Annotated in this window: 19 protein-coding genes; 4 read left to right on the top strand and 15 right to left on the bottom strand. The window is 66.6% G+C overall.

What is annotated here, in order from left to right; all coding sequences use genetic code 11:
- Positions 1 to 183: 183 nt before the first annotated feature.
- The 12 genes from AM586_RS11780 to AM586_RS11835 all read right to left on the bottom strand — a co-directional run bounded on the left by AM586_RS11780 (position 184) and on the right by AM586_RS11835 (position 15,550).
- Positions 184 to 1,842 carry a glycosyltransferase family 4 protein gene (locus AM586_RS11780; protein ID WP_052233199.1) on the bottom strand — a complete coding sequence of 553 codons (1,659 nt, stop codon included), beginning with the start codon at positions 1,840 to 1,842 and terminating at the stop codon, positions 184 to 186.
- Positions 1,839 to 3,110 (bottom strand): glycosyltransferase family 4 protein, encoded by a 1,272-nt coding sequence (locus tag AM586_RS11785; protein WP_047821661.1) that lies wholly within the window; start codon positions 3,108 to 3,110, stop codon positions 1,839 to 1,841. Before AM586_RS11785 ends, AM586_RS11780 begins: the two co-directional genes overlap by 4 nt.
- A gap of 70 nt (positions 3,111 to 3,180) precedes the next feature.
- Entirely contained in the window at positions 3,181 to 3,864 is a 684-nt protein-coding gene (locus AM586_RS11790; RefSeq protein WP_047821659.1) for a polyphenol oxidase family protein, read from the bottom strand.
- A gap of 65 nt (positions 3,865 to 3,929) precedes the next feature.
- On the bottom strand, positions 3,930 to 5,033 hold the full coding sequence (locus AM586_RS11795) for a ribonucleotide-diphosphate reductase subunit beta (protein ID WP_047821657.1): 1,104 nt from the start codon (positions 5,031 to 5,033) through the stop codon (positions 3,930 to 3,932).
- Between the two features lie 127 nt (positions 5,034 to 5,160).
- Entirely contained in the window at positions 5,161 to 8,070 is a 2,910-nt protein-coding gene (locus AM586_RS11800; RefSeq protein ID WP_047821655.1) for a ribonucleoside-diphosphate reductase subunit alpha, read from the bottom strand.
- Positions 8,071 to 8,483: 413 nt separating this feature from the next.
- Positions 8,484 to 9,965 (bottom strand): sigma-54 dependent transcriptional regulator, encoded by a 1,482-nt coding sequence (locus AM586_RS11805; protein WP_047821653.1) that lies wholly within the window; start codon positions 9,963 to 9,965, stop codon positions 8,484 to 8,486.
- A 36-nt stretch (positions 9,966 to 10,001) separates the two neighbouring features.
- On the bottom strand, positions 10,002 to 11,660 hold the full coding sequence (locus AM586_RS11810; protein ID WP_047821651.1) for a PAS domain-containing sensor histidine kinase: 1,659 nt from the start codon (positions 11,658 to 11,660) through the stop codon (positions 10,002 to 10,004).
- Between the two features lie 5 nt (positions 11,661 to 11,665).
- Positions 11,666 to 11,953, bottom strand: coding sequence for a PP0621 family protein (locus tag AM586_RS11815; protein ID WP_047821649.1), 288 nt, complete (start codon positions 11,951 to 11,953; stop codon positions 11,666 to 11,668).
- On the bottom strand, positions 11,950 to 12,753 hold the full coding sequence (locus tag AM586_RS11820) for an inner membrane protein YpjD (RefSeq protein WP_047821647.1): 804 nt from the start codon (positions 12,751 to 12,753) through the stop codon (positions 11,950 to 11,952). The genes AM586_RS11815 and AM586_RS11820 overlap by 4 nt, the downstream gene beginning before the upstream one ends.
- Before the next feature lie 142 nt (positions 12,754 to 12,895).
- A complete protein-coding gene (locus AM586_RS11825) occupies positions 12,896 to 13,690 on the bottom strand; it encodes an ABC transporter ATP-binding protein (protein WP_047821645.1) in 795 nt (264 codons plus the stop codon).
- Between the two features lie 2 nt (positions 13,691 to 13,692).
- Entirely contained in the window at positions 13,693 to 14,529 is an 837-nt protein-coding gene (locus AM586_RS11830) for an ABC transporter permease (protein ID WP_047821643.1), read from the bottom strand.
- A gap of 46 nt (positions 14,530 to 14,575) precedes the next feature.
- Positions 14,576 to 15,550: an ABC transporter substrate-binding protein gene (locus AM586_RS11835; RefSeq protein ID WP_047821640.1), complete on the bottom strand. Its 975-nt coding sequence runs from the start codon at positions 15,548 to 15,550 to the stop codon at positions 14,576 to 14,578.
- 265 nt (positions 15,551 to 15,815) lie between these two features.
- Here AM586_RS11835 and AM586_RS11845 point away from each other — a divergent pair, with 265 nt between their 5' ends.
- The 3 genes from AM586_RS11845 (at position 15,816) to AM586_RS11855 (ending at position 19,083) form a co-directional block, all read left to right on the top strand.
- The gene (locus AM586_RS11845) at positions 15,816 to 17,069 is read left to right on the top strand and encodes a hypothetical protein (protein ID WP_156328079.1); all 1,254 of its coding nucleotides are present in this window, start codon (positions 15,816 to 15,818) and stop codon (positions 17,067 to 17,069) included.
- Between the two features lie 44 nt (positions 17,070 to 17,113).
- Positions 17,114 to 18,478 (top strand): signal recognition particle protein, encoded by a 1,365-nt coding sequence (gene ffh / locus AM586_RS11850; protein WP_047821635.1) that lies wholly within the window; start codon positions 17,114 to 17,116, stop codon positions 18,476 to 18,478.
- Positions 18,479 to 18,690: 212 nt separating this feature from the next.
- Positions 18,691 to 19,083, top strand: coding sequence for an SWIB/MDM2 domain-containing protein (locus AM586_RS11855; RefSeq protein ID WP_082439768.1), 393 nt, complete (start codon positions 18,691 to 18,693; stop codon positions 19,081 to 19,083).
- Positions 19,084 to 19,168: 85 nt separating this feature from the next.
- Here AM586_RS11855 and AM586_RS11860 read toward each other — a convergent pair whose 3' ends face one another.
- The 3 genes from AM586_RS11860 to AM586_RS11870 are packed head-to-tail and all read right to left on the bottom strand — an operon-like array spanning position 19,169 to position 22,800.
- Positions 19,169 to 20,551: an alkaline phosphatase gene (locus AM586_RS11860; protein ID WP_047821631.1), complete on the bottom strand. Its 1,383-nt coding sequence runs from the start codon at positions 20,549 to 20,551 to the stop codon at positions 19,169 to 19,171.
- Between the two features lie 17 nt (positions 20,552 to 20,568).
- Positions 20,569 to 21,996 carry an alkaline phosphatase gene (locus AM586_RS11865; protein WP_047821629.1) on the bottom strand — a complete coding sequence of 476 codons (1,428 nt, stop codon included), beginning with the start codon at positions 21,994 to 21,996 and terminating at the stop codon, positions 20,569 to 20,571.
- A 30-nt stretch (positions 21,997 to 22,026) separates the two neighbouring features.
- Positions 22,027 to 22,800 (bottom strand): sulfite exporter TauE/SafE family protein, encoded by a 774-nt coding sequence (locus tag AM586_RS11870; RefSeq protein ID WP_047821627.1) that lies wholly within the window; start codon positions 22,798 to 22,800, stop codon positions 22,027 to 22,029.
- Between the two features lie 92 nt (positions 22,801 to 22,892).
- Here AM586_RS11870 and AM586_RS11875 point away from each other — a divergent pair, with 92 nt between their 5' ends.
- Positions 22,893 to 23,783, top strand: coding sequence for a LysR substrate-binding domain-containing protein (locus AM586_RS11875; protein ID WP_047821625.1), 891 nt, complete (start codon positions 22,893 to 22,895; stop codon positions 23,781 to 23,783).
- Positions 23,784 to 23,814 lie beyond the last annotated feature (31 nt).

The raw sequence follows: 23,814 nt of genomic DNA on the forward strand, positions 1-23,814 counted from the left end.
GTACACGAAAACCTTGTCAGTGCGCAACCCGCACACAGTATTTTTCATGTCTTTCCGTTGGGGCGAACTGCTATCGGCTGCTTTCAATCGATCGTCGCGATAACGTTTGATCCCATTCGTACTTCAGCTCCCTCAAAAAACAAGCGCGCACCTGCCGCGCATTCGAAAACAATCCTTCATTTATTACTGCTCACCGGCCGCGCTAATGCGCAGCAGGTCCATCTTGCATAACCACGCGAGGCCGCGCAGCAAAGTCTGCCTGTCGCAAGGCCCCAGCGTGTCGAGCAATTCATCGACCTGCGTTGGCCGCGATTCGATCGAGCCGAAGATCTGGCCGAATTCCTCGAGCGTCGGCAAGGACGACCCGGCGAAGCGGTTGATTCCCAGTTCGCGGTATTGGCGCAGCTGCGCGAGCGATGCGTCCGGCGCGAGTTCGACGGTCGATTCCGGCGCCAACTGCGCGCTCGGATAGCTTGCAAACACCGCGAACGGATCGAGCCGGTCCGGCACCGCTTGCGGCAGCGCCGGCGCCAGCACGGCATCGGCGCGGCGCCGCTCATCGAGCTCGCTCCACAGCGCGCGGTAACGCCCGAACACGACCTGCCAATCGAACTCCGCGCGCGCGCGCCGTCGTCCATTCTCGCCCAGCTCGCGGCGCAGCCCGGCGTCCTTGATCAAGCGTTCGTAGGCTTGCGTGAGCTGCGCCCCATCCAGCGCCACCGCCTGGCTGGTATGACCGCAATACTGGTCGTAACTGTCGATGCCATCGTCGTAACGCTGCGCGAGGTCAAGGCCGGCGCCTGCTCCGGGCATCACGGTCGCGATGCGATAGCCGTCGACGCCTTCGCGCACCGTGTCGCGGTAGCCGTTCCAGTCGCTTACCACGCAGGGCAGCCCTGCCGCCATCGCTTCCAGCGGCGTCAGGCCAAAGCTCTCCTGCACGTTGTCGGCGAGCGAGGTGAAGACGTCGGCCGCGGCCCGGGCGCTGGCCTGGTTGGCCGGCGCGCGGCCGTCGAGCAGCGTCAGTCGCACCGATGGGCACAGCTGCGCCGCGGCTTCGCGGAAGGCCTTCTCGATCGCGTCGTTGGCGAACCAGCCGCACAGGATCAGGTGCACCTGGCGGCCGCCCTTGTCGGCGCGCTCGAGCGCACTGAACATCTGCTGCGGATGCGCTTTCGCGTGGAAGGACAGGCGACCGAGGTAGAGAAAAGCGACGTCGTCGGCGCCGATATTCAACTGGCTGCGCACCGCCAGCCGCGCTTCCTCGCCACATGCGAGATCGCGGCTATGCACGCCGAGCGGAATCAGCGGCAGCTGCGGCAGTTCGAAACGCTGCGCACCGAGCCGCGCGCGCAGGTAGTCGGCCTGGCGTTCCAGCACTTCGCGCACGCTGTCGCGCACCACGCGCGAGGTGCAGATCACGGCGTCCCAGCTGCGTACCGGCGCCACCGCCAGGTTGGCGATCGCGCTCATCACCGCGTGGCTGGCGGTGGTGTGGGTGATGCCGCACAGGCTGTAGCGGCGCTCGCCCAGGCCCAGGCGGCGCCAAGCCAGGCGCTCGATCCCGGGCGCCGGATGGTAGAGCGTGCCGAAGCGCGCCAGGTCCTGCGGCCGGCCCTGGCTCACCCATTCGAGCTCGCCCTTGAAACCCTGCTCGCGCAGCCCGCGTTCGCACTCGCCGGCATGGGCTTCGCTGGCGGCGAAGCAGCCGACCCGGGACAGCTCGTCGCTGCGCGCGATGGCGCGCAGCAGTGCGGCGCCGGCCGCCTGGCGTCCCATCAACTTCTGTCCGCGGACCGAATAGTCGTCGGGGACGAAGTGCAGTGCGAAGCTGTCCCTCATGCCTTGTCCTTGCTCCTCTTCTCGCTTGCGAGCGGCTTCAGCAGCTCGAGGTAGGCCGGCAGGCCGACCGATTCGAAATCGTAGTCGCGCAGCACCGTCTCGCGCCCGCGCAATCCGACCGCGGCGATCTCGTCGCGGCGCGCGAGCAGCTCGAGGGCGCGGTCGGCCAGCGCGGCGCTGTCGAAGAAGCCGGTCAGGTAGCCATTTTCGCCATCGCGGATCACTTCCCTCACCGGCCCGGTATCCGAACCGAGCACCGGCACGCCCACCGCCATCGCTTCCAGCATCGACCACGACAGCACGAACGGATAAGTAAGGTAAATGTGCAGGCTCGAGACCTGCAGCACCGTGCGGTAGGTCGCATATGGCAGCTTGCCGAGGAAATGCACGCGCGACCAGTCCACCAGCTTGCCCCCGCTTTCGTCCAATTCGGCCTTGAGCGCCTCGCGGTAGCTGGCGAATCCTGCGGGCGGGCGGCGCCCGTAGCTGACGTCGTCGCCGCCGACCACGAGCACCTGCAGGTCGGCGTTGCCGGCCAGGAGGCGCGGCAGGCTGCGCATGAAGACGTGGAAGCCGCGGTAGGGTTCGAGGTTGCGGGCGACGTAGGTGAGGACCGGCTGCGCGCGCGTGAGCACGCGCCCGTCCGGCAGCGTCAGGCGCGCCTGCGGATCGGGCGCCAGGTAGGCGGTATCGATGCCCTCGTGGATGCGGCGGATCTTGTGGCGCAGCTCGGGCGGATGCACGCCGAGTTGCCAGTCGGTCGGGGTGACGCCGTCGTCGGCCGCCAGCAGCGACTGCATCAGCACCGAGTTCTTGATGCGGATGCGCAGGCGGTCGTCGAAGCTGGCCGGGTACTCGGGATCGAAACCGACGTCGAGGCCGTCCGCGGCCCACCAGAACTCGCAGAACACGACCAGGCGCGCGCGCGGGAACACATCCTTGACGAACAGCCCTTCGCCCCAGCCCGGATGGCAGACCACCACGTCCGGGGTCCAGCCCTCCTTCTTCAGCTCGACGCAAACGCGGGTCACGGCCTGGCCGCGCCGGACGCAGCCCTCGAAATACTTCAGGTAGTGGTGGGTCGTCTCGCCCGGCCCTTCCGGCTTCGGGTAGCCGATCGCGCGCAGCTTCGGTCCTGGTTTCTCGCGCGCGACCGCGGCCTCTTCGCCGATGGCGACGAGTTCGACGTCGGGCCTCGTCTGCAGATAGCGGATCAGGCGCCGGAACTGGCCGGGCAGGTTCTGATGGATGAAGAGGACGCGTAGCATGGCAGGCATGATAGCTTTAGTAGCAAGCCTGTGGCGCAATGGATGATCGACTCCCTTGCGCGAATCGCGATCAGGGCGCTGCGATCGCGATCACCGACCACTGCACATCGACGATCGGGGTGCGCGTTTCGCGGTCGCGGCGGTAGCTGTGATAGCGCCAGCGGCCATCGCCGCTGCCCTCGCACATGGTGCATTCCGCCTGCGCCGACACGCGCGCAAAGCCCGCCTGCGCGAGCTGCCAGCGCACGATCGCCGGCAGGTCGAGCCGGCGCGGCCGCGGCGCGATGGTCTCCCGCGGCAGCCCGGTGCGCTCGCGGAATGCGTCGATCAGCTCCGCCGACACTTCATAACAGCAGGGATGGGCCGCCGGTCCGATCGCCGCGACCCACTCGCCGGGATCGCCGCCGCGCTCGCGCAGCAGGCTGGCAAAGCGCTCGACGATGCCGGCATGGGCGCCGCGCCAGCCGGCGTGCAGGGCCGCGACCTCGCGCCCGTCCTGGCGTGCAAGCAGGATCGGCACGCAGTCGGCGGTGGCGATCGCGAGCAGCAGACCGGGCCTGGCGGTCAGCATGCCGTCGGCTTCGCCGCAGTCCTGGTCCGGCTCGCGCGCGATGGCGATGCGGGTGCCGTGGCGTTCGTGCTGGATCGGGCGCTGCGGCCAGTAGGCGGGCAGGAGCCGGGCCATGTCGTCGTGGCGGCGGCCGAAGCCGTGCACAAGGCCGTCGACCTGATCGAGAAGCGGGCTGCGGAGCATGATTGGACTCAAAAATGAAAAAGGCCCGGCGAGCGGGCCTTCCATTCTAATGCGATGGGTAAAACTCAGTCCCAGCTCAGCGCGCCGCCGGTCTGGTACTCGGTCACGCGGGTCTCGAAGAAGTTGCGCTCCTTCTTCAGGTCGATCATCTCGCTCATCCACGGGAACGGGTTTTCCTCGTTCGGGAACAGCGCTTCCAGGCCGATCTGGACGGCGCGGCGGTTGGCGATGAAGCGCAGGTAGCCCTTGAACATCGGGGCGTTCAGGCCCAGCACGCCGCGCGGCATGGTGTCTTCGGCGTAGCGGTACTCGAGCTCGACGGCCTTCAGGAACAGCTGCTTGATCTCTTCCTTGAACTCGGCGGTCCACAGCTGCGGGTTTTCCATCTTGATCGTGTTGATCAGGTCGATGCCGAAGTTGCAGTGCATCGACTCGTCGCGCAGGATGTACTGGTACTGCTCGGCGGCGCCGGTCATCTTGTTCTGGCGGCCCAGCGCCAGGATCTGGGTGAAGCCGACGTAGAAGAACAGGCCTTCCATCAGGCAGGCGAACACGATGATCGACTTCAGCAGCTTCTGGTCGTTTTCCAGGGTGCCGGTCTGGAACTGCGGATCGTTGATGACCTCGATGAACGGGATCAGGAACTGGTCCTTGTCGCGGATCGACGGGATTTCGTTGTAGGCGTTGAAGATTTCCTTCTCGTCCAGGCCCAGCGACTCGACGATGTACTGGTAGGCGTGGGTGTGGATCGCCTCTTCGAAAGCCTGGCGTAGCAGGTACTGGCGGCATTCCGGCGCCGTGATGTGGCGGTAAGTGCCCAGCACGATGTTGTTGGCGGCCAGCGAGTCGGCGGTCACGAAGAAGCCCAGGTTGCGCTTGACGATGCGGCGCTCGTCTTCGGTCAGGCCGTTCGGGTTCTTCCACAGCTCGATGTCGCGCTGCATGTTCACTTCCTGCGGCATCCAGTGGTTGGCGCAGCCGGCCAGGTACTTGTCCCAGGCCCACTTGTACTTGAACGGCACCAGCTGGTTGACGTCGGTTTTCGCGTTGATGATGCGCTTGTCGTCGGCGTTCACGCGCTTGGCGACGTCGGCGGCGGTAGCGCCTTCCGGTGCGCTTGCTGCGGCCGGTGCGCTGGAGATCGGTTCATCGTCCCATGACAGAGCCATGATCTTTTCCTTCTTTATATAGTTAGCTCGACGTCGCCCCCGCGGAGGCGGGAGCCCAAGTTCTGCTGGCGCTATCGCAACGCGTGCAACTTGGGTCCCCGCCTGCGCGGGGACGACGAATCAAAAATTACTGGCAGGCTTCGCACTCGTCGAAGCCGGCGTCGCCCGGACGCAGGTAGCAGGCTGCGCCTTCCACCACATCCGCCGCTGCCGCCGGTGCTGCCGCCGGGGCCGGAGCCGCCGACGCTGCCGACAGGCCGCCATCGACCGCCACCGCGTTCAGGGCGCCGGTGCGGGTGGTCGACTTCTCCATGTGGGTCGCCGCCACGGTGCGCAGGTAGTAGGTGGTCTTCAGGCCGCGCAGCCAGGCCAGCTTGTAGGTCTCGTCCAGCTTCTTGCCCGAGGCGCCGGCCATGTAGATGTTCAGCGACTGGGCCTGGTCGATCCACTTCTGGCGGCGGGAAGCCGCTTCGACCAGCCACTTCGGCTCGACTTCGAAGGCGGTCGCGTAGATGTCGCGCAGGTCCTGCGGCACGCGGTCGATACGCGACAGCGAGCCGTCGAAGTATTTCAGGTCGTTGATCATGACCTCGTCCCACAGGCCGCGCGCCTTCAGGTCGCGCACCAGGTAGCCGTTGATCTCGGTAAATTCGCCCGACAGGTTCGACTTCACGTACAGGTTCTGGAAGGTCGGCTCGATGCAGGCCGACACGCCGATGATGTTCGAGATGGTCGCGGTCGGGGCGATCGCCACGCAGTTCGAGTTACGCATGCCGAACTGCTTGATGCGGTTGCGAATGAGGGACCAGTCCATGGTCTCGGACGTATCCTGCTCCAGGTAGCCGCCGCGCTCCTCCGCCAGCAGCTTGATCGAATCCTGCGGCAGGATGCCGCGGTCCCACAGCGAACCTTCGTAGGACTGGTAGCGGCCGCGCTCTTCAGCCAGCTCGGTCGAGGCCAGGTAGGCGTAGTAGCAGACGGCTTCCATCGAGCGGTCGGCGAACTCCACCGACTTTTCCGAGGCGAACGGCACGCGCATCATGTGCAGGCAGTCCTGGAAGCCCATGATGCCCAGGCCGACCGGACGGTGGCGCAGGTTCGAGTTCTTCGCCTTGTCGACGGCGTAGTAGTTGATGTCGATGACGTTGTCCAGCATGCGCATCGCGGTGCGGATGGTCTTCTGCAGCTTGACCGCGTCCAGGCCGTCGCCCTTCATGTGGGCCGGCAGGTTGACCGAACCCAGGTTGCAGACGGCGATCTCGTCGGCGTTGGTGTTCAGCGTGATCTCGGTGCACAGGTTCGACGAGTGCACCACGCCCACGTGCTGCTGCGGCGAACGGATGTTGCACGGATCCTTGAAGGTGATCCACGGGTGGCCGGTCTCGAACAGCATCGACAGCATCTTGCGCCACAGGTCGAGCGCTTCGACTTTCTTGTACACGGACATTTCGCCGCGCGCGGCGCGCTCTTCATAGCCCAGGTAGGCTTCCTCGAAGGCACGGCCGACCTTGTCGTGCAGGTCCGGCACTTCGGACGGCGAGAACAGGCTCCAGGAGCCCTTCTCCATCACGCGCTTCATGAACAGGTCCGGAATCCAGTTCGCGGTGTTCATGTCGTGGGTGCGGCGGCGGTCGTCGCCGGTGTTCTTGCGCAGGTCGAGGAATTCCTCGATGTCCAGGTGCCAGGTTTCCAGGTAGCCGCAGACCGCGCCCTTGCGCTTGCCGCCCTGGTTGACCGCCACGGCGGTGTCGTTCGCCACTTTCAGGAACGGAACCACGCCCTGCGACTTGCCGTTGGTGCCCTTGATGCGCGAACCCATCGCGCGGACCGGGGTCCAGTCGTTGCCCAGGCCGCCGGCGAACTTCGACAGCAGCGCGTTTTCCTTGATCGCGTCGTAGATGGCTTCCAGGTCGTCGCCGACGGTGGTCAGGTAGCACGAGGACAGCTGCGAGCGGCGGGTGCCCGAGTTGAACAGGGTCGGGGTCGAGCTCATGAAGTCGAAGCTCGACAGCAGGTTATAGAACTCGATCGCGCGCGCTTCACGGTTTTCTTCGCGCAGGGACAGGCCCATCGCGACGCGCATGTAGAAGGCCTGCGGCATCTCGATGCGGGTTTCGCGGATGTGCAGGAAGTAGCGGTCGTACAGGGTCTGCAGGCCGATGTAGCCGAACTGCAGGTCGCGGTCGGCGACGATGGCCTTGGCCAGCTTCTGCAGGTCGAACTTGCCCAGCTCTTCATCCAGCAGCTCGGCGTCGATGCCCTTGGCGATGTACTGCGGGAAGTAGGTGACGTACTCGGCGGCGGCGCCGGCTTGCGCGACTTCCTTGCCGAAGACTTCCTTGCGGATGGTGTGCAGCAGGATGCGTGCGGTGACCTGGCTGTAGGCCGGATCCTTTTCCATCAGCGCGCGGGCGGCCAGGATGGCCGACTTGTGCAGCTCCTCGACCGGCACGCCGTCGTACAGGTTCTTCACGGTTTCGGCCAGGATGGCGTCGGCGTCGACGTGCTTTTCCAGGCCCACGCAGGCGGCGCCGATCAGGGCCGACACTTCGTTCATGTCCAGCGGGCGGCGCACGCCGCCGTCGACCACGGTGAACTGCGGCGCGGCGACTGCCGTGGCGCCCGACGCTTCCTTGGCGGCGCGGCGCTCGTCCATGCGCTTGGCGCGGTACAGCACGTATTCGCGCGCGACGTCATGCTCGCCCGAGCGCATCAGGGACAACTCCACCTGGTCCTGCACATCCTCGATGTGGAAGGTGCCGCCGTTCGGCTGGCGGCGCACCAGGGCCGCGACCACGTTGTTCGTCAGCTGCTCGACCAGGTCGCGGATGCGCGCCGACTCGCGGCCCTGCTCGCCGTTCACGGCGAGGAAAGCCTTGGTCATCGCAACGGCGATCTTGGAGGGAGCGAACGGCACCACGGCGCCGTTGCGGCGGATGATGCGGTAATCATGGTTGGCGACCAGATCGGCCGCGCTGGTGCCGGCGGCCGCCGTTCCTGGTTGCGGATTGATGGAGATGTCCGAAGATGTTTGCATTGAGCCTCCCAGGATGGCTTGCGCCACCGACTAAAAACGATGAATGCCAACTGTACAAAGTTGGCAGCCTATTAACTTTTTGAAGAATAATAAAGAGGAGAAGCCTGTCCTGAAAAAGCCTGCAACCGGCCCTCCTCTGTTTGGCTGACTCTGTCACTGACCACTAGATCTAGTGTTTGAGCGCCGTATGAACCTAAGTATAGTCGATATTCGGCAATATCAAAGAGTCTGCCCAACGGATTTTTTTGTAGCGCCAAGCTTGACTTTTTCCAAGGCGAATCATTATGGGGCTCGGAATGAAAGTAAGCACTAACATAGCGTTTTAAGGGCGCAACCATGGTGCGGCCTGCTGCTCAAGCGCTCAGCAAAACTCCATGCTGCGATGGCGAAAAGGCAACAGCTACTGAGCCATATCAAGGCTCCGGCGCATGGATGTCCAGCTTCTGCATCTGGTAGCGCAACTGGCGCACGCTGATGCCGAGCAGGCTGGCGGCCTGGGTGCGGTTGAACTGGGTCTGCTGCAGGGCGCGCTGGATGATGTCGCGCTCGACCTGGCTCAGGTAGTCCGGCAGGTTGCTGGGCAGCTCGCCGGCGCCCAGCGCGGGCATGCCCGGCGCCGCCTCGGCCGGCACGGCGGACGGTGGCGCGACGGAGGCGGCAGCCGGCGCGACAGGCGCGGACGCCGGCATCGCCAGCCCGGCCGGTGCCGGTTCGCGCGGCGCGGCGCCGGCGTCGGCCAGGCGCGCGCCCTTCAGCAGCAGATCGCCGGCCTCGATCACGCCATCGTTGGCAAAGGCGAGCGCGCGTTCCAGCACGTTTTCCAGTTCGCGCACGTTGCCGGGAAAGGCATAGCCGCGCAGCGCCTCCTGCACCCCGGCGCCAAGGCGCGCATTGCCCGGGCCCGCCAGGCGCGTCAGGATGGCCTCGGTCAGCAGCGGCAGGTCGTCGAGGCGCTCGCGCAGCGGCGGCAGGGTCAGCTCGATCACGTTCAGGCGGTAGAACAGGTCCTGGCGGAACTGGCCGGTCTCGACCAGCTTCGCCAGGTCCTTGTGCGTGGCGCTGATGATGCGCACGTCCACCGCCTCCTCGGCGGTGGCGCCGATCTTGCGCACGCGCCGCTCCTGGATCGCGCGCAGCAGTTTCACCTGCATCGCCAGCGGCAGGTCGGCCACCTCGTCCAGCATCAGGGTGCCGCCGTTGGCCGCCTGGAAGAAGCCGTCGCGCTCGTCGGTCGCGCCGGTGAAGGCGCCTTTCCGGTAGCCGAAGAACTCGGCCTCCATCAGCGCTTCGGGAATCGCGCCGCAGTTGACCGCGACGAAAGGCTTGCCGGCGCGCGCGCTCTGCGCATGGATCTCGCGCGCCGCCAGTTCCTTGCCGCTGCCGGATTCGCCGTTGATGGCGATCGGCGCCTGCGAGCGCGCCAGGCGCCCGATCTGGGCGCGCAGCGCCTGCATCGCCTGCGAACGGCCGAGCAGGCGTGAGTCGCCGCCCTCGCCCGCCCCTTGGGCCGCCTGGGCCGCCGGCGTCTCGGACAGGCGCAGCGCCGAGCGCACCATCGTACGCAGGTCGTCCAGCACCACCGGCTTGGAGACGTAGTCGAAGGCGCCCGCCTTCAGCGCGATCACCGCATTCTCGGCGCTGCCATAGGCGGTGATGACGGCGATCGGCGTGCCGCGCCCCTGGCCGGCGACCTCGCGCACCAGTTCCAGGCCGGTGCCGTCGGGCAGGCGCATGTCGGTCAGCACCAGCGCATAGCCGTGCTGGCCGAGCAGCGCGCGCGCTTCGCGCACGGTGGAGGCGCTGTCGACGTCCAGGCCCATCTTGACCAGGGTGATCTCGAGCAGCTCGCGCAGGTCAGCTTCGTCGTCGACTACCAGGATGCGGGGTGAGCCCATAGCGCTGTGTTTTCCTTACTCTTATATATAGTGTGTTCAGGCCGCGAAGGTGATCACGAAGCGCCCCGGCGCGTCGAAGCCGCCGGGGCCGTCGACCCGGTATTCGTAGTCGAGCATGGCGCCGTTGTTCAGGCACAGCTCGCGCGCCAGGTAGAGCCCCAGGCCGGTGCCCTTGCTCGAGGTGGTATAGAAGGGCTCGAACAGGTGGGCCCGCACCTCGGGCGTGATGCCGGGGCCGTCGTCCTGCACGTGCAGCTCGACGCGGCCGGTGGCGTCCAGCACCGGGAAGATGCGGATGCTGGCCGGCTTGCGGCTCGCATAGCGTATGGCATTGCCGAGCAGGTTGACCAGCACTTCGCGCAGGTGCAGGCCGTCGAAGCGCACCGTGCGGTGGCCGCTGTCGCCGATGTACACCATATTATCGGGCAGGCCATGGGTTTCCGTGAATTCGGCCTTCAGCTCGGCGAGGAAGGCGCCGAGCGGCACCGGCTCGCCGCCCGGCTGCACCTTGCGCGACAGTTTCAGGATGTCCTCGACCATGCGGTTCACGCGCGCCACGTTGTCGCCGACGATGCGCAGCAGGCGCGTCTCGGCCGGGCCGGTCAGGTCCTCGGCCAGCAGCGAGGTCGCGTGGCCGATCGCCGACAGCGGATTCCTCACCTCGTGCGCGATGCTGGCGGTCAGCCGGCCCATCGAGGCCAGCTTCAGTTGCTGCGCCTGGTTCTCGATGGCGCTCACGTCCTGCATGAAGATCACGCTGCGCTCGGCCTCGCCGTCCGGGGTGTCGACCCGTGCGAAGCGCAGCTTCAGGTGCAGCGGCTGGTCGAGGCGGCCACGCACCGGTCCCGCCTGCTCCTGCCAGCGCTTGACGGTGACGTAGGCCTCGGCCCGGACCCCGCCCAGCCAGTCCGCGAAACCCTGCGCCACCGGTTCCAGCGCGGGGACATCGGCCAGGCGGAAGCCGGCGCCGGACTCGATGCTGTCGTCTTCCAGCCCCAGCATGCGGCGCGCCGCCGGGTTGCCGGCAAAGACGACGCCGTCGTGCCCCGCCACCAGGATGCCGTCGCCGGCGTCGTCGACCACGATGCGGTACACCGCCTGCTGGATCTTGAGGTCGGCGCCGCGCCTGGCCGCCAGCTCTTCCTGGCCGATCAGCCGCGCTGCCAGCCGGCTCACCAGCAGCACCACGGCGAAGAAGGCCGCGCCCATCAGCCCGGCCTGGAACAGCGGCGGGTCCTGGTCGCGCATGAAGATCTGCCAGGTGCTCTCGGCCAGCAGGAACAGGGTCGCGAGCGAGGCCGAGAACAGCGCCAGGAGCAGCGGCGCGAGGATCGCCGCCCCGGCCAGCGGGAACAGGTAGAGCAGTCCAAGCCCGCTGCGCGCGCCGCCGGCGGCCAGGTAGAGCAGCGAGATGACGGCGATGTCGACCAGGATCTGGCAGGAGAGCTGCCACATGAAGCGGTGCTTCCAGCCCTGGGTGACGGTGGCGAACAGCAGGGACGCCAGCACATAGGCGATGCAGGTCTCGGCGTAGGCCGTGCCGCTCAGCTGGTTGCCGATGTGGCTGTGGCGCGTGTCGACCGCGAGGTAGACCAGCAGCACCAGCGCGATCACGATGCGCGTCACGTTGAGCGTCTGCAGCGAGCGCCAGAAGGTCTCCCGCGACGCGGCGGACAAGGTCTGCCAGGGCGACATGCGCCTCAATTCGGGCGCGAAGCGGCTGACTGGTGCGCGTGCGCCTGGCTGCAGTAGTCGCGTCCGCCCTCGTGCACCGCTTCGGAAGCCGGGAAATAGATGCCGCAGTGGGCGCAGCTGGTCATGCGCTCGGATTCCTCGATGCGGGCCGAGGCGCGTGCGGGGCCGGCGCCGGGCATCCCTTCCCCGCCCTGCGGCTGGTAGCTGCGCGCGCTGACCGCCGCCCGTAGTTTGCTGCGTACCGCCATCACCACCAGGATGATGAGCGCAATCCAGAAGAGCAGTCGCGTCATGTGAACCCCCGGTGCAAAACGACTTCAAAGACAAAACGGCTGCCGACATATGCCAGCGCCAAGGTAGCGAATCCCGCCAGCGTGAAGCGCAGCGCGGTCTTGCCGCGCCAGCCGCGCCAGCGGCGTCCGGCCAGCAGCGCGGCGAACAGCAGCCACGACAGCAGCGCGAAGAAATTCTTGTGGTCCCAGCGCAGCGCGCGCCCGAACAGCTGTTCCGAGAACACGATGCCCGACAGGACGGTCAGGCTGAGCAGTACGAAGCCGATGCCGATCATCCGGAACAGCAGCTTTTCCATGGTCAGCAAAGCCGGCAGCTGGTCGATGGCGGCGCCGAGCCAGCCCTTCTTCGCGCTGCGCGTATGCAGGCGGGTCTCCTGCAGCGCCATCAGCACCGCATGAAAGGCGGCGATGGTCAGCGTGCTGTAGGCCATGATGGCAACCGCGACATGCCAGCCGAAGGCCGGGGTCTGCTCCCCCACCGGCATCAGGCTGCCGGGGAACAGCGGCGGCAGCAGCGCCGACACTGCCGCGCATGGCATGATCATGCGGCGCATCCCGTCGAGCGCGATATTCCGGTTTTCGATCCACCAGGCCGCCACCGAGATCCACAGCGCGGATGACAGCATGAAGGCGAAGCCGACCCGCAGCGTGCCGTTGGACAGCATGTCGGGCCAGAGCGCCGCGCCATGCAGGACCCAGGCCAGCAGGGTCACGCCGGAAACGACGCCGCCCCGCTGCGCCGGCAGCAGGACACACACCGCGTACAGGATGGCCGCGGCGATGAAAAAGGTGGTTTGCATAGGGGCGAGTCTACACTATCCGGATGGGCGGAGAACAGCTTGACAACTTACCACGTCGTCCCCGCGGAGGCGGGGACCCGGGTTTGTTCGCGGCCCGCCTGCTGAACTTGGATTCCCGCCTTCGCGGGGACGACGCGCCAACTTAATCCACCGCAGCAGACTTGATTTCTGCTTCGTGATGCCGCTGCTGTTCCTCCATCACCAGTTGCCCCAGCTCGCGCTTGAGCGCGTTGAACTCCGGCGCCGACGGATCGCGCATGCGCGGCAGCTCGACCAGCATGTCGCGCTTGACCGTGCCCGGCCGGTAGGTCATCACGACGATGCGGTCGGCCAGGTAGATCGCTTCCTCGATGCTGTGGGTGACGAAGATCACGGTCTTCTTCAGCTTGGCCCAGATGCGCAGCAGCTCGTCCTGCAGGTTGCGGCGGGTCAGCGCATCCAGCGCGCCGAAGGGCTCGTCCATCAGCATGATCGGCGAGTCCAGCGCCAGCACGCGCGCGATCGCGACCCGCTGGCGCATGCCGCCGGACAGGTCTTTCGGGAAGCGCTTGCCGAAGTCTTCCAGCGACAGCAGTTTCAGGAGCTCGGCCACGCGCGCCGCGACCTGCGCCTTCGGCATGCCCTTGATGTCGAGGCCGAAGCCGACGTTCTGCTCGACCGTCATCCAGGGAAACAGCGCGTATTCCTGGAACACCATCCCGCGCTCCGGCCCCGGTCCGGCGACCGGTGCGCCGTCGGCGGTGATGCTGCCCCGGGTCGGCGGCGCGAAGCCGGCGACGGCGTTCAGCAGGGTCGACTTGCCGCAGCCGGACGGGCCGAGCAGGCAGACGAACTGGCCGCGCGGGATCTCCAGGCTGATGTTCTCGAGCGCGACCATGCGGCGGCCGTCGGTCTCGAACACCTTGCTGACCTGGTCAATGACAATATGCGCGCTCATGCTCAATGCTCCAGGCCGCGGTGCCAGCGCAGCAGATGGTTGTTCAGCCGGTTCATCGCCCAGTCGATCGCCAGGCCCAGCAGGCCGATGGTGATCATGCCGGCGATGATCTTGTCGGACCAGAAGTATTCGCGCGCTTCGGTGATGCGGAAGCCCAGGCCATTGTTCACCGCGATCATCTCGGACACGATCACCACGATGAAGGCGGTGCCGACGCCGATGCGCATGCCGGTCAGGATGTATGGCACGGCGGCCGGCAGGATCACGCGCAGGAACATGGTGGCGCCGCCGGCACCCAGGTTGCGCGCCGCGCGCAGGTAGATGGCGTCGACCTGGCGTACGCCGGCGATGGTGTTCATCAGTACCGGGAAAAAGGCGCCGATCGCGATCAGGAAGATCGCCGGCGGATTACCCAGCCCGAACCACAGGATGGACAGCGGGATGTAGGCGATCGGCGGGATCGGGCGCAGCAGCTGCACCAGCGGATTCATCCAGGCATACACGACGCGGCTCGCGCCCATCGCCAGGCCGAGCGGCAGGGCCAGCACGGCGCCGACCGCGAAGCCGACCACCACCCGGTACAGGCTGCCGAGCGAATCGACGATCAGCTCGCCCGAGAACATCCAGCCCAGCTTGCCGCCGCCGGGGTTGTTCTCGTGCCAGGTCGCATATTCCTGCAGCGGCAGCAGGTAGGCCACCCACTTGCGCCATACCGCCAGCGGCGACGGCAGGATATTCGCATTCACCCATCCCATGCTCGCCGCCAGCTGCCAGATCGCGATCGCGACGATCGGCACCACCAGGCCGACCGCGATGTCCTGTGCCCTTCGTTTCACCATACTGCTCTCCGATGATGACTTGGTGGGCACGGGCGCCCACCCTGCATTATTTGACGTTGAGGCTTTTCTTGGCCTCCTCCAGCAGGTCGGTCTTGACCCATTCCTTCGCCGCCGGCGGCTTGCCCATGCGGCCGACGCCGGTCTTGTGCATGATGTCGGTGGTGATCTGGATGTGCTCCGGGGTGACGTCGTAGGTGTACGCCGCATTGCCCATCGCGTCGCGGAAGTCGTCGCTGGTGATCTGGCCCTTGAACACGACGTCGCGCACGTACTTCTCGGCCAGCGCCGGGTCCTTGATGAAGGTGCTGGTGGCCTGCACGAAACAGCGCATGAACTTCTCGGCCAGCGGACGCTTGGTCGTGTAGAACTTCTCGGTCATCACCATGGTCCGCACCGGCTCGCCGATCGGGGTGTCGTAGGGCTTCAGGACTTCCACGCCGAAGCCCTTGTTGATCGCCTGCGAAGACTGCGGCTCGGACTGCATCATGGCGTCGATGTTCTTGCCCAGCAGCGCCTGGTTCAGGTCGGCATAGGCCAGGTAGATGACCTGCACGTCCTTGCCCGGCGCGGCGTCGGCGCTCAGGCCGGCCTTCTGCAGCTCGGCCATCAGCAGCACTTCCTGGATCCCGCCGCGGGTCACGCCGACCTTCTTGCCCTTCAGGTCCTTGACGCTCTTGATATTGCTGTCCTTCCCTGCCACCAGGCGCACGCCGCCCTTGGCAAAGCCGGCCACCACGTAGATCGGGGCATTGCCGGCGCGGCCGGAGATCGCCGCTTCCGAGGCCGTGGTGCCGACGTCGATCTCGCCGGCGATGATGGCCTGCATCACGTCGAGTCCCTTGGCGAAGACACGTTCCTCGACCTTGAGGCCGCACTTCGGCGCGATTTCCTTGATGTACGACACCGCGCCGTAGTGCGCGAACTTGAGGTTGCCGAGGCGGACCGTCTCCTGGGCCTGGGCGCTGCCCGCGGCCAGCAGGGCGGCGATGATGATGGTCTTGCCAAACGCTTTTGCTGTCATTGCTGTCTCCGTTATAGGTCTGCTTCGAGTTCTGCGTCAATGAGCTGCTGCGGTAATGCAAACTTAATATTTCACTGAGGCTATAACGTTCAGCAACAAATTGTCAAACGGTACCAGTGCATATTTACCAGCCATTATTCATTCGACCTGCTGGTGTGAGATCGATACCGGTGGTGACATTTGATGACTTTTAGCGCGCTCATAATCCGGATAATCACGGTATCGCCGCCCGCCCGAGGCCTCCGAAACACTTTTCCTGGACACCATGCGTACTTTCTCTCCCCTGATCCTCTGTGCCGTCCTGGCCGCCTGCAGCGGTGGCGGCGATTCGACGACAGTTACCCCGCCGACGGCGCCCACGCCGCCGACCTCGTCCACGCCACCGCCACCGCCACCGGCGCCGGCGCCGGCGCCAGCGCCGACGCTCACCCTGTCCAGCCCGACCGTCCGCACCATCGCCGGCGGCAGCGCCATTCCCCTCATTGCCAGGCTTTCCAGCGGCGGCGCCGTGCACTGGCAGCTGGCCACCGGCGCGCCCGGCTCGCTCAGCGCCGACACCGGCGATACCGTGCGCTACCTGCCGCCAGCCGGCGCGCTCGCCGTCCCTGCAGCGGTGGCGATTACCGCCAGCGGCGATGGCGGCGCAAGCGCTACCATGACCTTGGCGGTGACGCCGGATCCGGGCACGCCGGGACTGTATGCAATGGCATGGCGCACCACCACCGATCCCACCATGTTCCAGCCGGTCGGTGTGGCCGCCGACCTTGCCGGCAACGTCTACGTAGAGCTTTTAATTACCAACCAGAGCCCCTCCAGGAGAGGTGCGCCGAGCCTGGTCAAGATCGCGCCAGATGGCTCGATCATGGTACTCATCGGTATGGTAGACGGCGCAGGAAGCTGGTTTGGCCAACCCGACACATTGAACAACGCCAACCGCCTGTATTGGGCGTCGAACATGGTGCTGGATCGCGCCGGCAACCTGTACTTCTCCACCATGCCTGGCGGTTTTGGTATCGGCGTGGGCCAGCAGGCCAGCTCTGGGCCGGCGATCCTGAAGATCACACCAGCCGGTGTCCTCTCGGTACTGGCCGGCAGCGAAGAAGCGCAGGTCGGTGCGATGACTGACGGCACAGGCAGCGCCGCCCGCTTCCTGACACCGCATATCGTCGGCATCGACATCGACGACAATCTGTACGTCCTCGATACCAATGACACACCCCGCAAGGTCACCCCGGCCGGCGTCGTCACGACGCTGTCAGCCCTTCCCACCGGACTGAACTCAGATATGAACGGCAACACCTACGCCTATGACCGGACTTCAAACAAGCTGATGCGCACCGGCCCGGACGGGATCAGCGCCGTGGAAACCAGCGTGCCCTACTGCGCCAACTTCGTTCCCAGCCCGCCGCTCAGCTGCCTGGACGACAAGGGCCTGTACGGCATCAGGCCCATCGGCGGCGCGAGTTTCGTCGGCATCACTGCCGCAGGCGGTATCCGCCGGCTCGTCCTACGGCACTGAGGTAAAATGACGTATTGCACGCTAACTTTCCCCAAGACGCAGACATGCTAGACAATCTGACTCAACGCCTCGCCAAGGTCGTCAAGACCATGCGCGGCGAGGCTCGCCTGACCGAAGCCAATACCGCCGAAATGCTGCGCGAAGTGCGCCTGGCCCTGCTCGAGGCGGACGTGGCGCTGCCGGCAGTCCGCGAATTCATCGCCAAAGTGAAGGAAAAAGCCCTGGGCGAAGAGGTCATCGGTTCGCTGTCCCCCGGCCAGGCCCTGGTCGGCGTGGTGCAGAAGGAACTGGCGGCCCTGATGGGCGCCGACCTCGGCCCTGAAGCGTCCCAGCTCTCGTTCGCGCAGCAGCCGCCGGCGATCATCCTGATGGCGGGCCTGCAGGGTGTGGGCAAGACCACCACCACCGGCAAGCTGGCCAAGTACCTCAAGGAACAGAAGAAGAAGGTCCTGACCGTTTCCGCCGACGTGTATCGCCCGGCCGCGATCGCCCAGCTCGAATCCGTCACCAAGCAGGTCGGCGCCGACTTCTTCCCGTCCACCGCCAACGACAAGCCGGTCGACATCGCCCTGAATGCGCTGGACTGGGCGAAAAAGCACTACCACGACGTCCTGATCATCGACACCGCCGGCCGCCTGGCGATCGACGAAGCGATGATGCAGGAAATCGCCGCGGTGCACGCCGCCGTGAAGCCGATCGAGACCCTGTTCGTGGTCGACGCGATGGTCGGCCAGGATGCGATCAACACCGCCAAGGCCTTCAACGAAGCGCTGCCGCTGACCGGCGTGATCCTGACCAAGCTCGATGGCGACTCGCGCGGCGGCGCGGCGCTGTCGGTGCGTCACGTGACCGGCAAGCCGATCAAGTTCGCCGGCGTCTCCGAAAAGCTGGACGGCCTCGAAGCCTTCGACCCGGCGCGCATGGCCAACCGCGTGCTGGGCATGGGCGACATCCTGGCCCTGGTCGAAGAAGCGCGCAAGGGCGTGGACATGCAGGCCGCGGCCGACATGGCCAACAAGATCAAGTCGGGCGGCAAGTTCGACATGAACGACTTCAAGGCCCAGCTGACCCAGATGAAGAAGATGGGCGGCATGGCCGGCCTGCTGGATAAGCTTCCGGCCCAGTTCCAGCAGGCAGCCGCCGGCGCCAACATGGACCAGGCCGAGAAGCAGGTACGCCGCATGTGCGGCATCATCGACTCGATGACGCCGCAGGAACGCGCCAAGCCCGACCTGATCAAGGCCAACCGCAAGCGCCGCATCGCGGCCGGCGCGGGCGTGCAGGTGCAGGAAGTGAACCGCATGCTGAATCAGTACGAGCAGATGAACACGATGATGAAGAAGCTCAAAGGCGGCGGCCTGATGAAGATGATGCGCGGGATGAAGGGCATGATGCCCGGCATGCGCTGATCCTTCGATTGGTCCCGGAAAGCCGTGCGTGGCAGCCGCTGCGCACGGCTTTTTCACTCTGGCGCGACGTGGCCGGCACGATCTGCGATTTTGGTGCTTGTTAGAGTGAAAAAATTTCGAAAAAGACTTGCACGAACACTAAAACCCTACCAATATAAGCCGGTGCGAATTATTGCGCAATTTTCCACGTGTTCCGTTTAGGAGGCTCGAAGATGGCAACAGCCAAAAAAACCACCGCAGCGCCGGCAAAGAAGGCCGCTGCAAAACCGGCTGCAGCGGCGAAGCCTGCAGCAAAGAAGGCAGCTCCTGCCAAAGCAGCAGCACCGAAAGCAGCAGCAAAGCCGGCAGCAGCACGCAAGCCCAACGCCGCCTTCATGAAAGAGATGACCCCGTCGGCGACGCTGGCCGCAGTGGTGGGCGACAAGCCGCTGCCGCGTACCGAAGTCACCAAGAAAGTCTGGGACTACATCAAGAAGCAGGACCTGCAGGATGCTGCAAACCGCCGCATGATCAACGCCGACGACAAGCTGAAAGCCGTCTTCGGTGGCAAGGCCCAGGTATCGATGTTCGAAATGACCAAGCTGATCTCCGATCACCTCAAATAATAACGACGACAGGCTGCCCCCGCCGGCCCGATACCAGTCCAAATGAAAAGCCCCGGATTTCCGGGGCTTTTTGTTTTCGCGGTCGTCAGAGGCCGGCGGCCGCCTTCATCAGCTCGAACACCCGCGTATTCTCGATCGTCCCCTTGAACGGCGCCGCGCCCGCGCCCGCCGCGTACAGCTTGACGTCGCCGCCGCCGTGCCCTTCGCCGGACAGGCGCACGCCCGTCTCCTGGTGGTAGTCCAGTGCCTGCGCGCGCGCGTCGTCGACGTCGCTGCGGACATCCGGGCGGTTCGGGCCGCCGCCGTAGACCAGGGTCGTGTAGGTCTTGCCGTCCGCATCGCGCGCCGGTTCGCCGCTCGCATAGTCGTGCACGATGCCGAGGATCGGATTGCCGCGCTTCGGATAGCCGTTCATCACCATCGTGTGGTCATGGTCGGCGGTCACCACGATCAGCGTGTGCTCCAGGCCGGGATCGAGCTGGCGCATGCGGTCCAGCGCGGCCTGGATCGCGTTGTCGAAGTCGACCACCTCCTCCAGCGCGTTCTTCGCGTTCGAGTCGTGCAGCGCATGGTCGATCTTGCCGCCTTCGACCATCAGGAAGAAGCCCTTCGGGTTCTTCGACAGCAGCTCGATCGATTTGTTCGTCATCTCGGCCAGGGTCGGCTGGGTGGGCTTGCGCACGGTGGCGTAGTCGAGGTGGCTGTCGGCGTAGATGCCGACGAACTTCCGGTTCGGCAGGGCCGACGTCATGTCGGCGCGGGTGGCGGCCACGAAGTAGCCGCGCGCCTTGAATTCGGCCAGCAGGTCGCGTCCGTCGGCGCGGCCCTTCGGATTGGCGCTGGCGTCGAAAGGCGTGAAGTGGGGCCGGCCGCCGCCCATCAGGACGTCGACGCCATCCTTCAGCCGCGGGTTGTAGCCTGCGCCGCCGGGCACGATCTGCTGCGCGATCGCGTAGGCCGCGTTGCGGTTGCAGATGTGGGCGAAGGTCGAGGCCGGGGTCGCGTGGGTCAGCTCGGTGGTGGTGATCGCGCCCACCGAACGGCCGGCCGCCTTGGCCAGTTCGAGGATGGTCATCGGCGCGGTCCCGTTGTTCTCGCCGCAGCGGTCCACGGTCGCGTTGCCGTTGGCGTCCTTGCCCGGCGCCTGCGGCGTCGCATCCTTCAGCGAGATCACGTCGTTGTTGATCTTCACGCCGGTCATGTAGGCGCCCATCGAGGGCGCGCTGTCGGTCACCATCGCATTCGCGGAATAGGTCTTGACCCGCGCCGTGCGGTCGAGGCGCTCGAAATTCAGCAGGCCCTCTTCCTTGACCTTGTAGATGCGCGCGGCCGTGATCGTGGTCGGGCCCATGCCGTCGCCGAGGAAGAAGATGATGTTCTTCGCCTGGGCCGGCGGGCCTGGCTGGGCAACAGCCTGGGACTGGAATGCGGCCGCCAGCAGCAGCGCGCAGGGTGGGATGATTTTCATGTCGGTCTCCTTGCGCCTTACCAGCCGGCCGCGTCCTTGATCAGCGTGAATACGCGGGTGTTGTCGATGGTGCCGCGGAAGACCTCGGCGCCGAGGCCGGTCGCGCCGAGGTAGACGTCGGCGCCGCCGTGGGTTTCGGACGGCATGCGCACCGCCGCTTCCTGGTGGTAGTCGTCGGCGCTGACGATGGCGTCGGTGAGGCCGGCTTGCGAAGCGCGGCCGCCCTGCACCCGGTGCTCGCCGGTGCCGAAGCCGAGGATGGTATAGGGCGCGCCGTCCTTGTCCAGCCTGGGTTTGCCGTCCGGGAGGCTGCGCACCAGGCCCAGCACGCCGGGCTTGTCCGCGGTCGTCGGTCCGCTGCGCGGCGAGTAGCCGTTGATCAGCAGGGTGTGGTCGTGGTCGGCGGTGGCGACGATCAGGGTGTGCTTCAGGCCCGGATCGATCTTCTGCGCCTCGACGATGGCGGCTTTCAGCGCCGCGTCGAAGGCCACGGTTTCCTGCAGCGCGCGCTTGGCGCGGGTGCCGTGCAGGGCGTGGTCGATCAGGCCGCCCTCCACCATCAGGAAGAATCCTTTATCTGCGCCACGCTGCCCCAGCAAGGACACCGCCTTGCGCGTCATCTCGGCCAGGCTGGGCTGGCGCGCCGGATCGCGTTCGGCCTCATAGGCCAGGTCATCCTGCGCGAACAGGGCGATGGCCGGCCGGTCCGAGGCCGCCAGGGCATTGAACCCGGCCGCGTCATTCGCCGTACGGTAGCCGCGCGCCTGCAGTTCGGCCAGCAGGTCGCGTCCGTCGAGGCGCTTGCCGCCCGCCGCCGCGGGTTGGAAGTATTGCGCGCCGCCGCCGAACACGAGGTCGATGCCGCTGCCCAGCGCAGGGTTGTAGCCGGCGCCGCCCGGCACCATCATCGCCGCGACCTGGTTCTGCAGCTTGCGGTGGCAGGCGTGCGCATAGGTCGCCGCCGGCGTGGCGTCGGTGACGCTGGTGGTGGTGACGATGCCGGTCGCCAGGCCGCGCGCCTTGGCCAGTTCCAGCAGGGTCGGCATCGGCTGGCCATTGGTACAGCGGCTGCTGCCGTCGGCGGCGGGCGGCGTCGCAGTGGTGTCGCCGGACATCGAGATCACGCCGTTGTTCTGCTTGACGCCGGTCATGTAGGCCGACATCGAGGCCGCGCTGTCGGTCACCTGGGCGTTGTTCGAAAAGGTCTTCACGAAGGCCGATTCGGGCAGCGTATCGATGGTCAGCTCGCCGCTTTCTCCCACCGCGTAGATGCGCGCCGCGGTCAGGGTGTTGATGCCCATGCCGTCGCCGAGGAAGAAGATGACATTCCGGGGGCGCTCGCTCATTAAGTCGATGCTACGTGCAGGCGGCGCGCCGGCGCAGCCGCCGAGCGCCGCGGCGCCGCAGGCCATCAGCACGCCGGCGGCGAAGGTGGTCAATCGCATGTCTGCTCCCTGATGAGGAAAGCAAGCAGTCTAGCCGAGGAAGGGCCGCAGCATCAAATACAGGCCCAGCACCAGCAGGCCAACGAAGACGCCGCGCCGGAACGGCGCGGGCCGGATGCGCCCGCGGACCCGCCGGCCGGCCAGCATGCCGGCCAGCGCCGGAAGCAAGGCATAGCAGGACAGTCCGGCAGCCTCCGCCCCGAACTGCCCGGCCAGCAGCAGGGACGCCGCCAGCGCGAGGGTCGAGGTGGTGAAGGCCAGGCCGAGCGCCGGCGCCAGCATGTCGCGTTCCAGCCGCAGTCCCTGCAGGTAGGGCACGGCCGGGATCGCGATTACCCCGGTGACGGCCGTGACCGCGCCCGTGACCAGCCCGACCACGGCGGACGCCGCGCGTTCACCGCCGGGCGGTACGTGCAGCGTGAACGCGGCCAGGCCGGCCGCCGCAACCATGACCAGGGCGCCGCCCAGCGCCGCGATCGCATCGGCGGCAGCGCTGGCCGTCACCAGCATGCCGCCGGCCAGGGTGCCGACCGTGATCCCGGCCAGCAGCGGCCACAGGCGGCGCGCGAGCGCAGCCGCCGGGGGGCCGGCCGCCAGTTGCCAGGCATTCGTCACCAGCGAAGGCACGACCAGCAAGGCGGCTGCTTCGCGGGGCGCCATCATCATTGCCAGCAGGCTGACCGCGACCGTCGGCAGGCCGAGCCCGACCACGCCCTGGACCAGGCCGGCAACCACGAATACGAGGGAAATCAGGACAAGATCGGCCGCGTCGCGCACGTGTAAGATAGAAAGGAGAGCGTCCATGCCGGAGATTCTGCCGCATCACGGACGCTTCCAGAATGAGGGATAGCCGCAATCAGCCTTCGGATCTAACGAAGGCTCATGGAAGGATGACGATGAGATTCGACCTGGTCGACATGCAGCTCTTCCTGCACGTGGTGGAAGCCGGCAGCATCACCGGCGGCGCGGCGCGCGCCCACCTGTCGCTGGCCTCCTGCAGCGAACGGATCCACAGCATGGAAGAGACGCTGGGCGTGCCGCTGCTGTTGCGCGGACGGCGCGGGGTGACGTCGACGCCGGCCGGCGACGCCCTGGTGCGGCATGCGCGCCTGGTGTTCCAGCAGCTGCAGCGCATGCGCGCCGAGCTGGGCGACCATGCGCAGGGCCTGAAGGGCACGGTGCGCCTGCAGTGCAATACGGCGGCGCTGAGCGAGTACCTGCCGGACGCGCTGGCCGGCTTCTTGGCGCGCCACCCGCATGTCGACGTCGACCTGGGGGAGCGGCCCAGCCACGAGGTGGCGAAGGCGGTGCGCGAAGGCGCCGCCGACCTCGGCATCCTGTCGGACGCGGTCGACCTGTCGCAGCTGGAGAGTTTTGCCTTCCGCACCGACCGCCTGGTGGCGCTGGCCACGCCCGCGCTGGCGCTGCAGCTGGCGCCGGAAGGCCGGCCGGTGCCCTTCGCGCGCCTGGCCGACTTCGACCAGGTCGGCCTGGCCGGCGACAGCGCCCTGTTCAACTACCTGGAGCTGCAGGCCCGGCGCCTCGGGCGCACACTGCACGCGCGTGTGCGCCTGCGCGATTTCGACGCGATCGGGAGGATGGTGGAAGCCGGCGTCGGGATCGGCATCGTGCCCGAGCCGGCGGCGCGGCGCTGCGCGCAGACGATGCAGGTCGCGGTGCTGGAGCTACTCGATGCGTGGGCGCTGCGGCAGCTGGCGATCTGCGTGCGCAGCTTCGACGCCTTGCCGCGGCATGCGCAGCAGCTGGTGGATGCGTTGAGGGCATGACGGTTGAATTCAGTCGTAGGGTGGGCTTCCC

Origin of the sequence: Massilia sp. WG5, from assembly GCF_001412595.2 — a bacterium.
GTDB lineage: Bacteria > Pseudomonadota > Gammaproteobacteria > Burkholderiales > Burkholderiaceae_D > Telluria.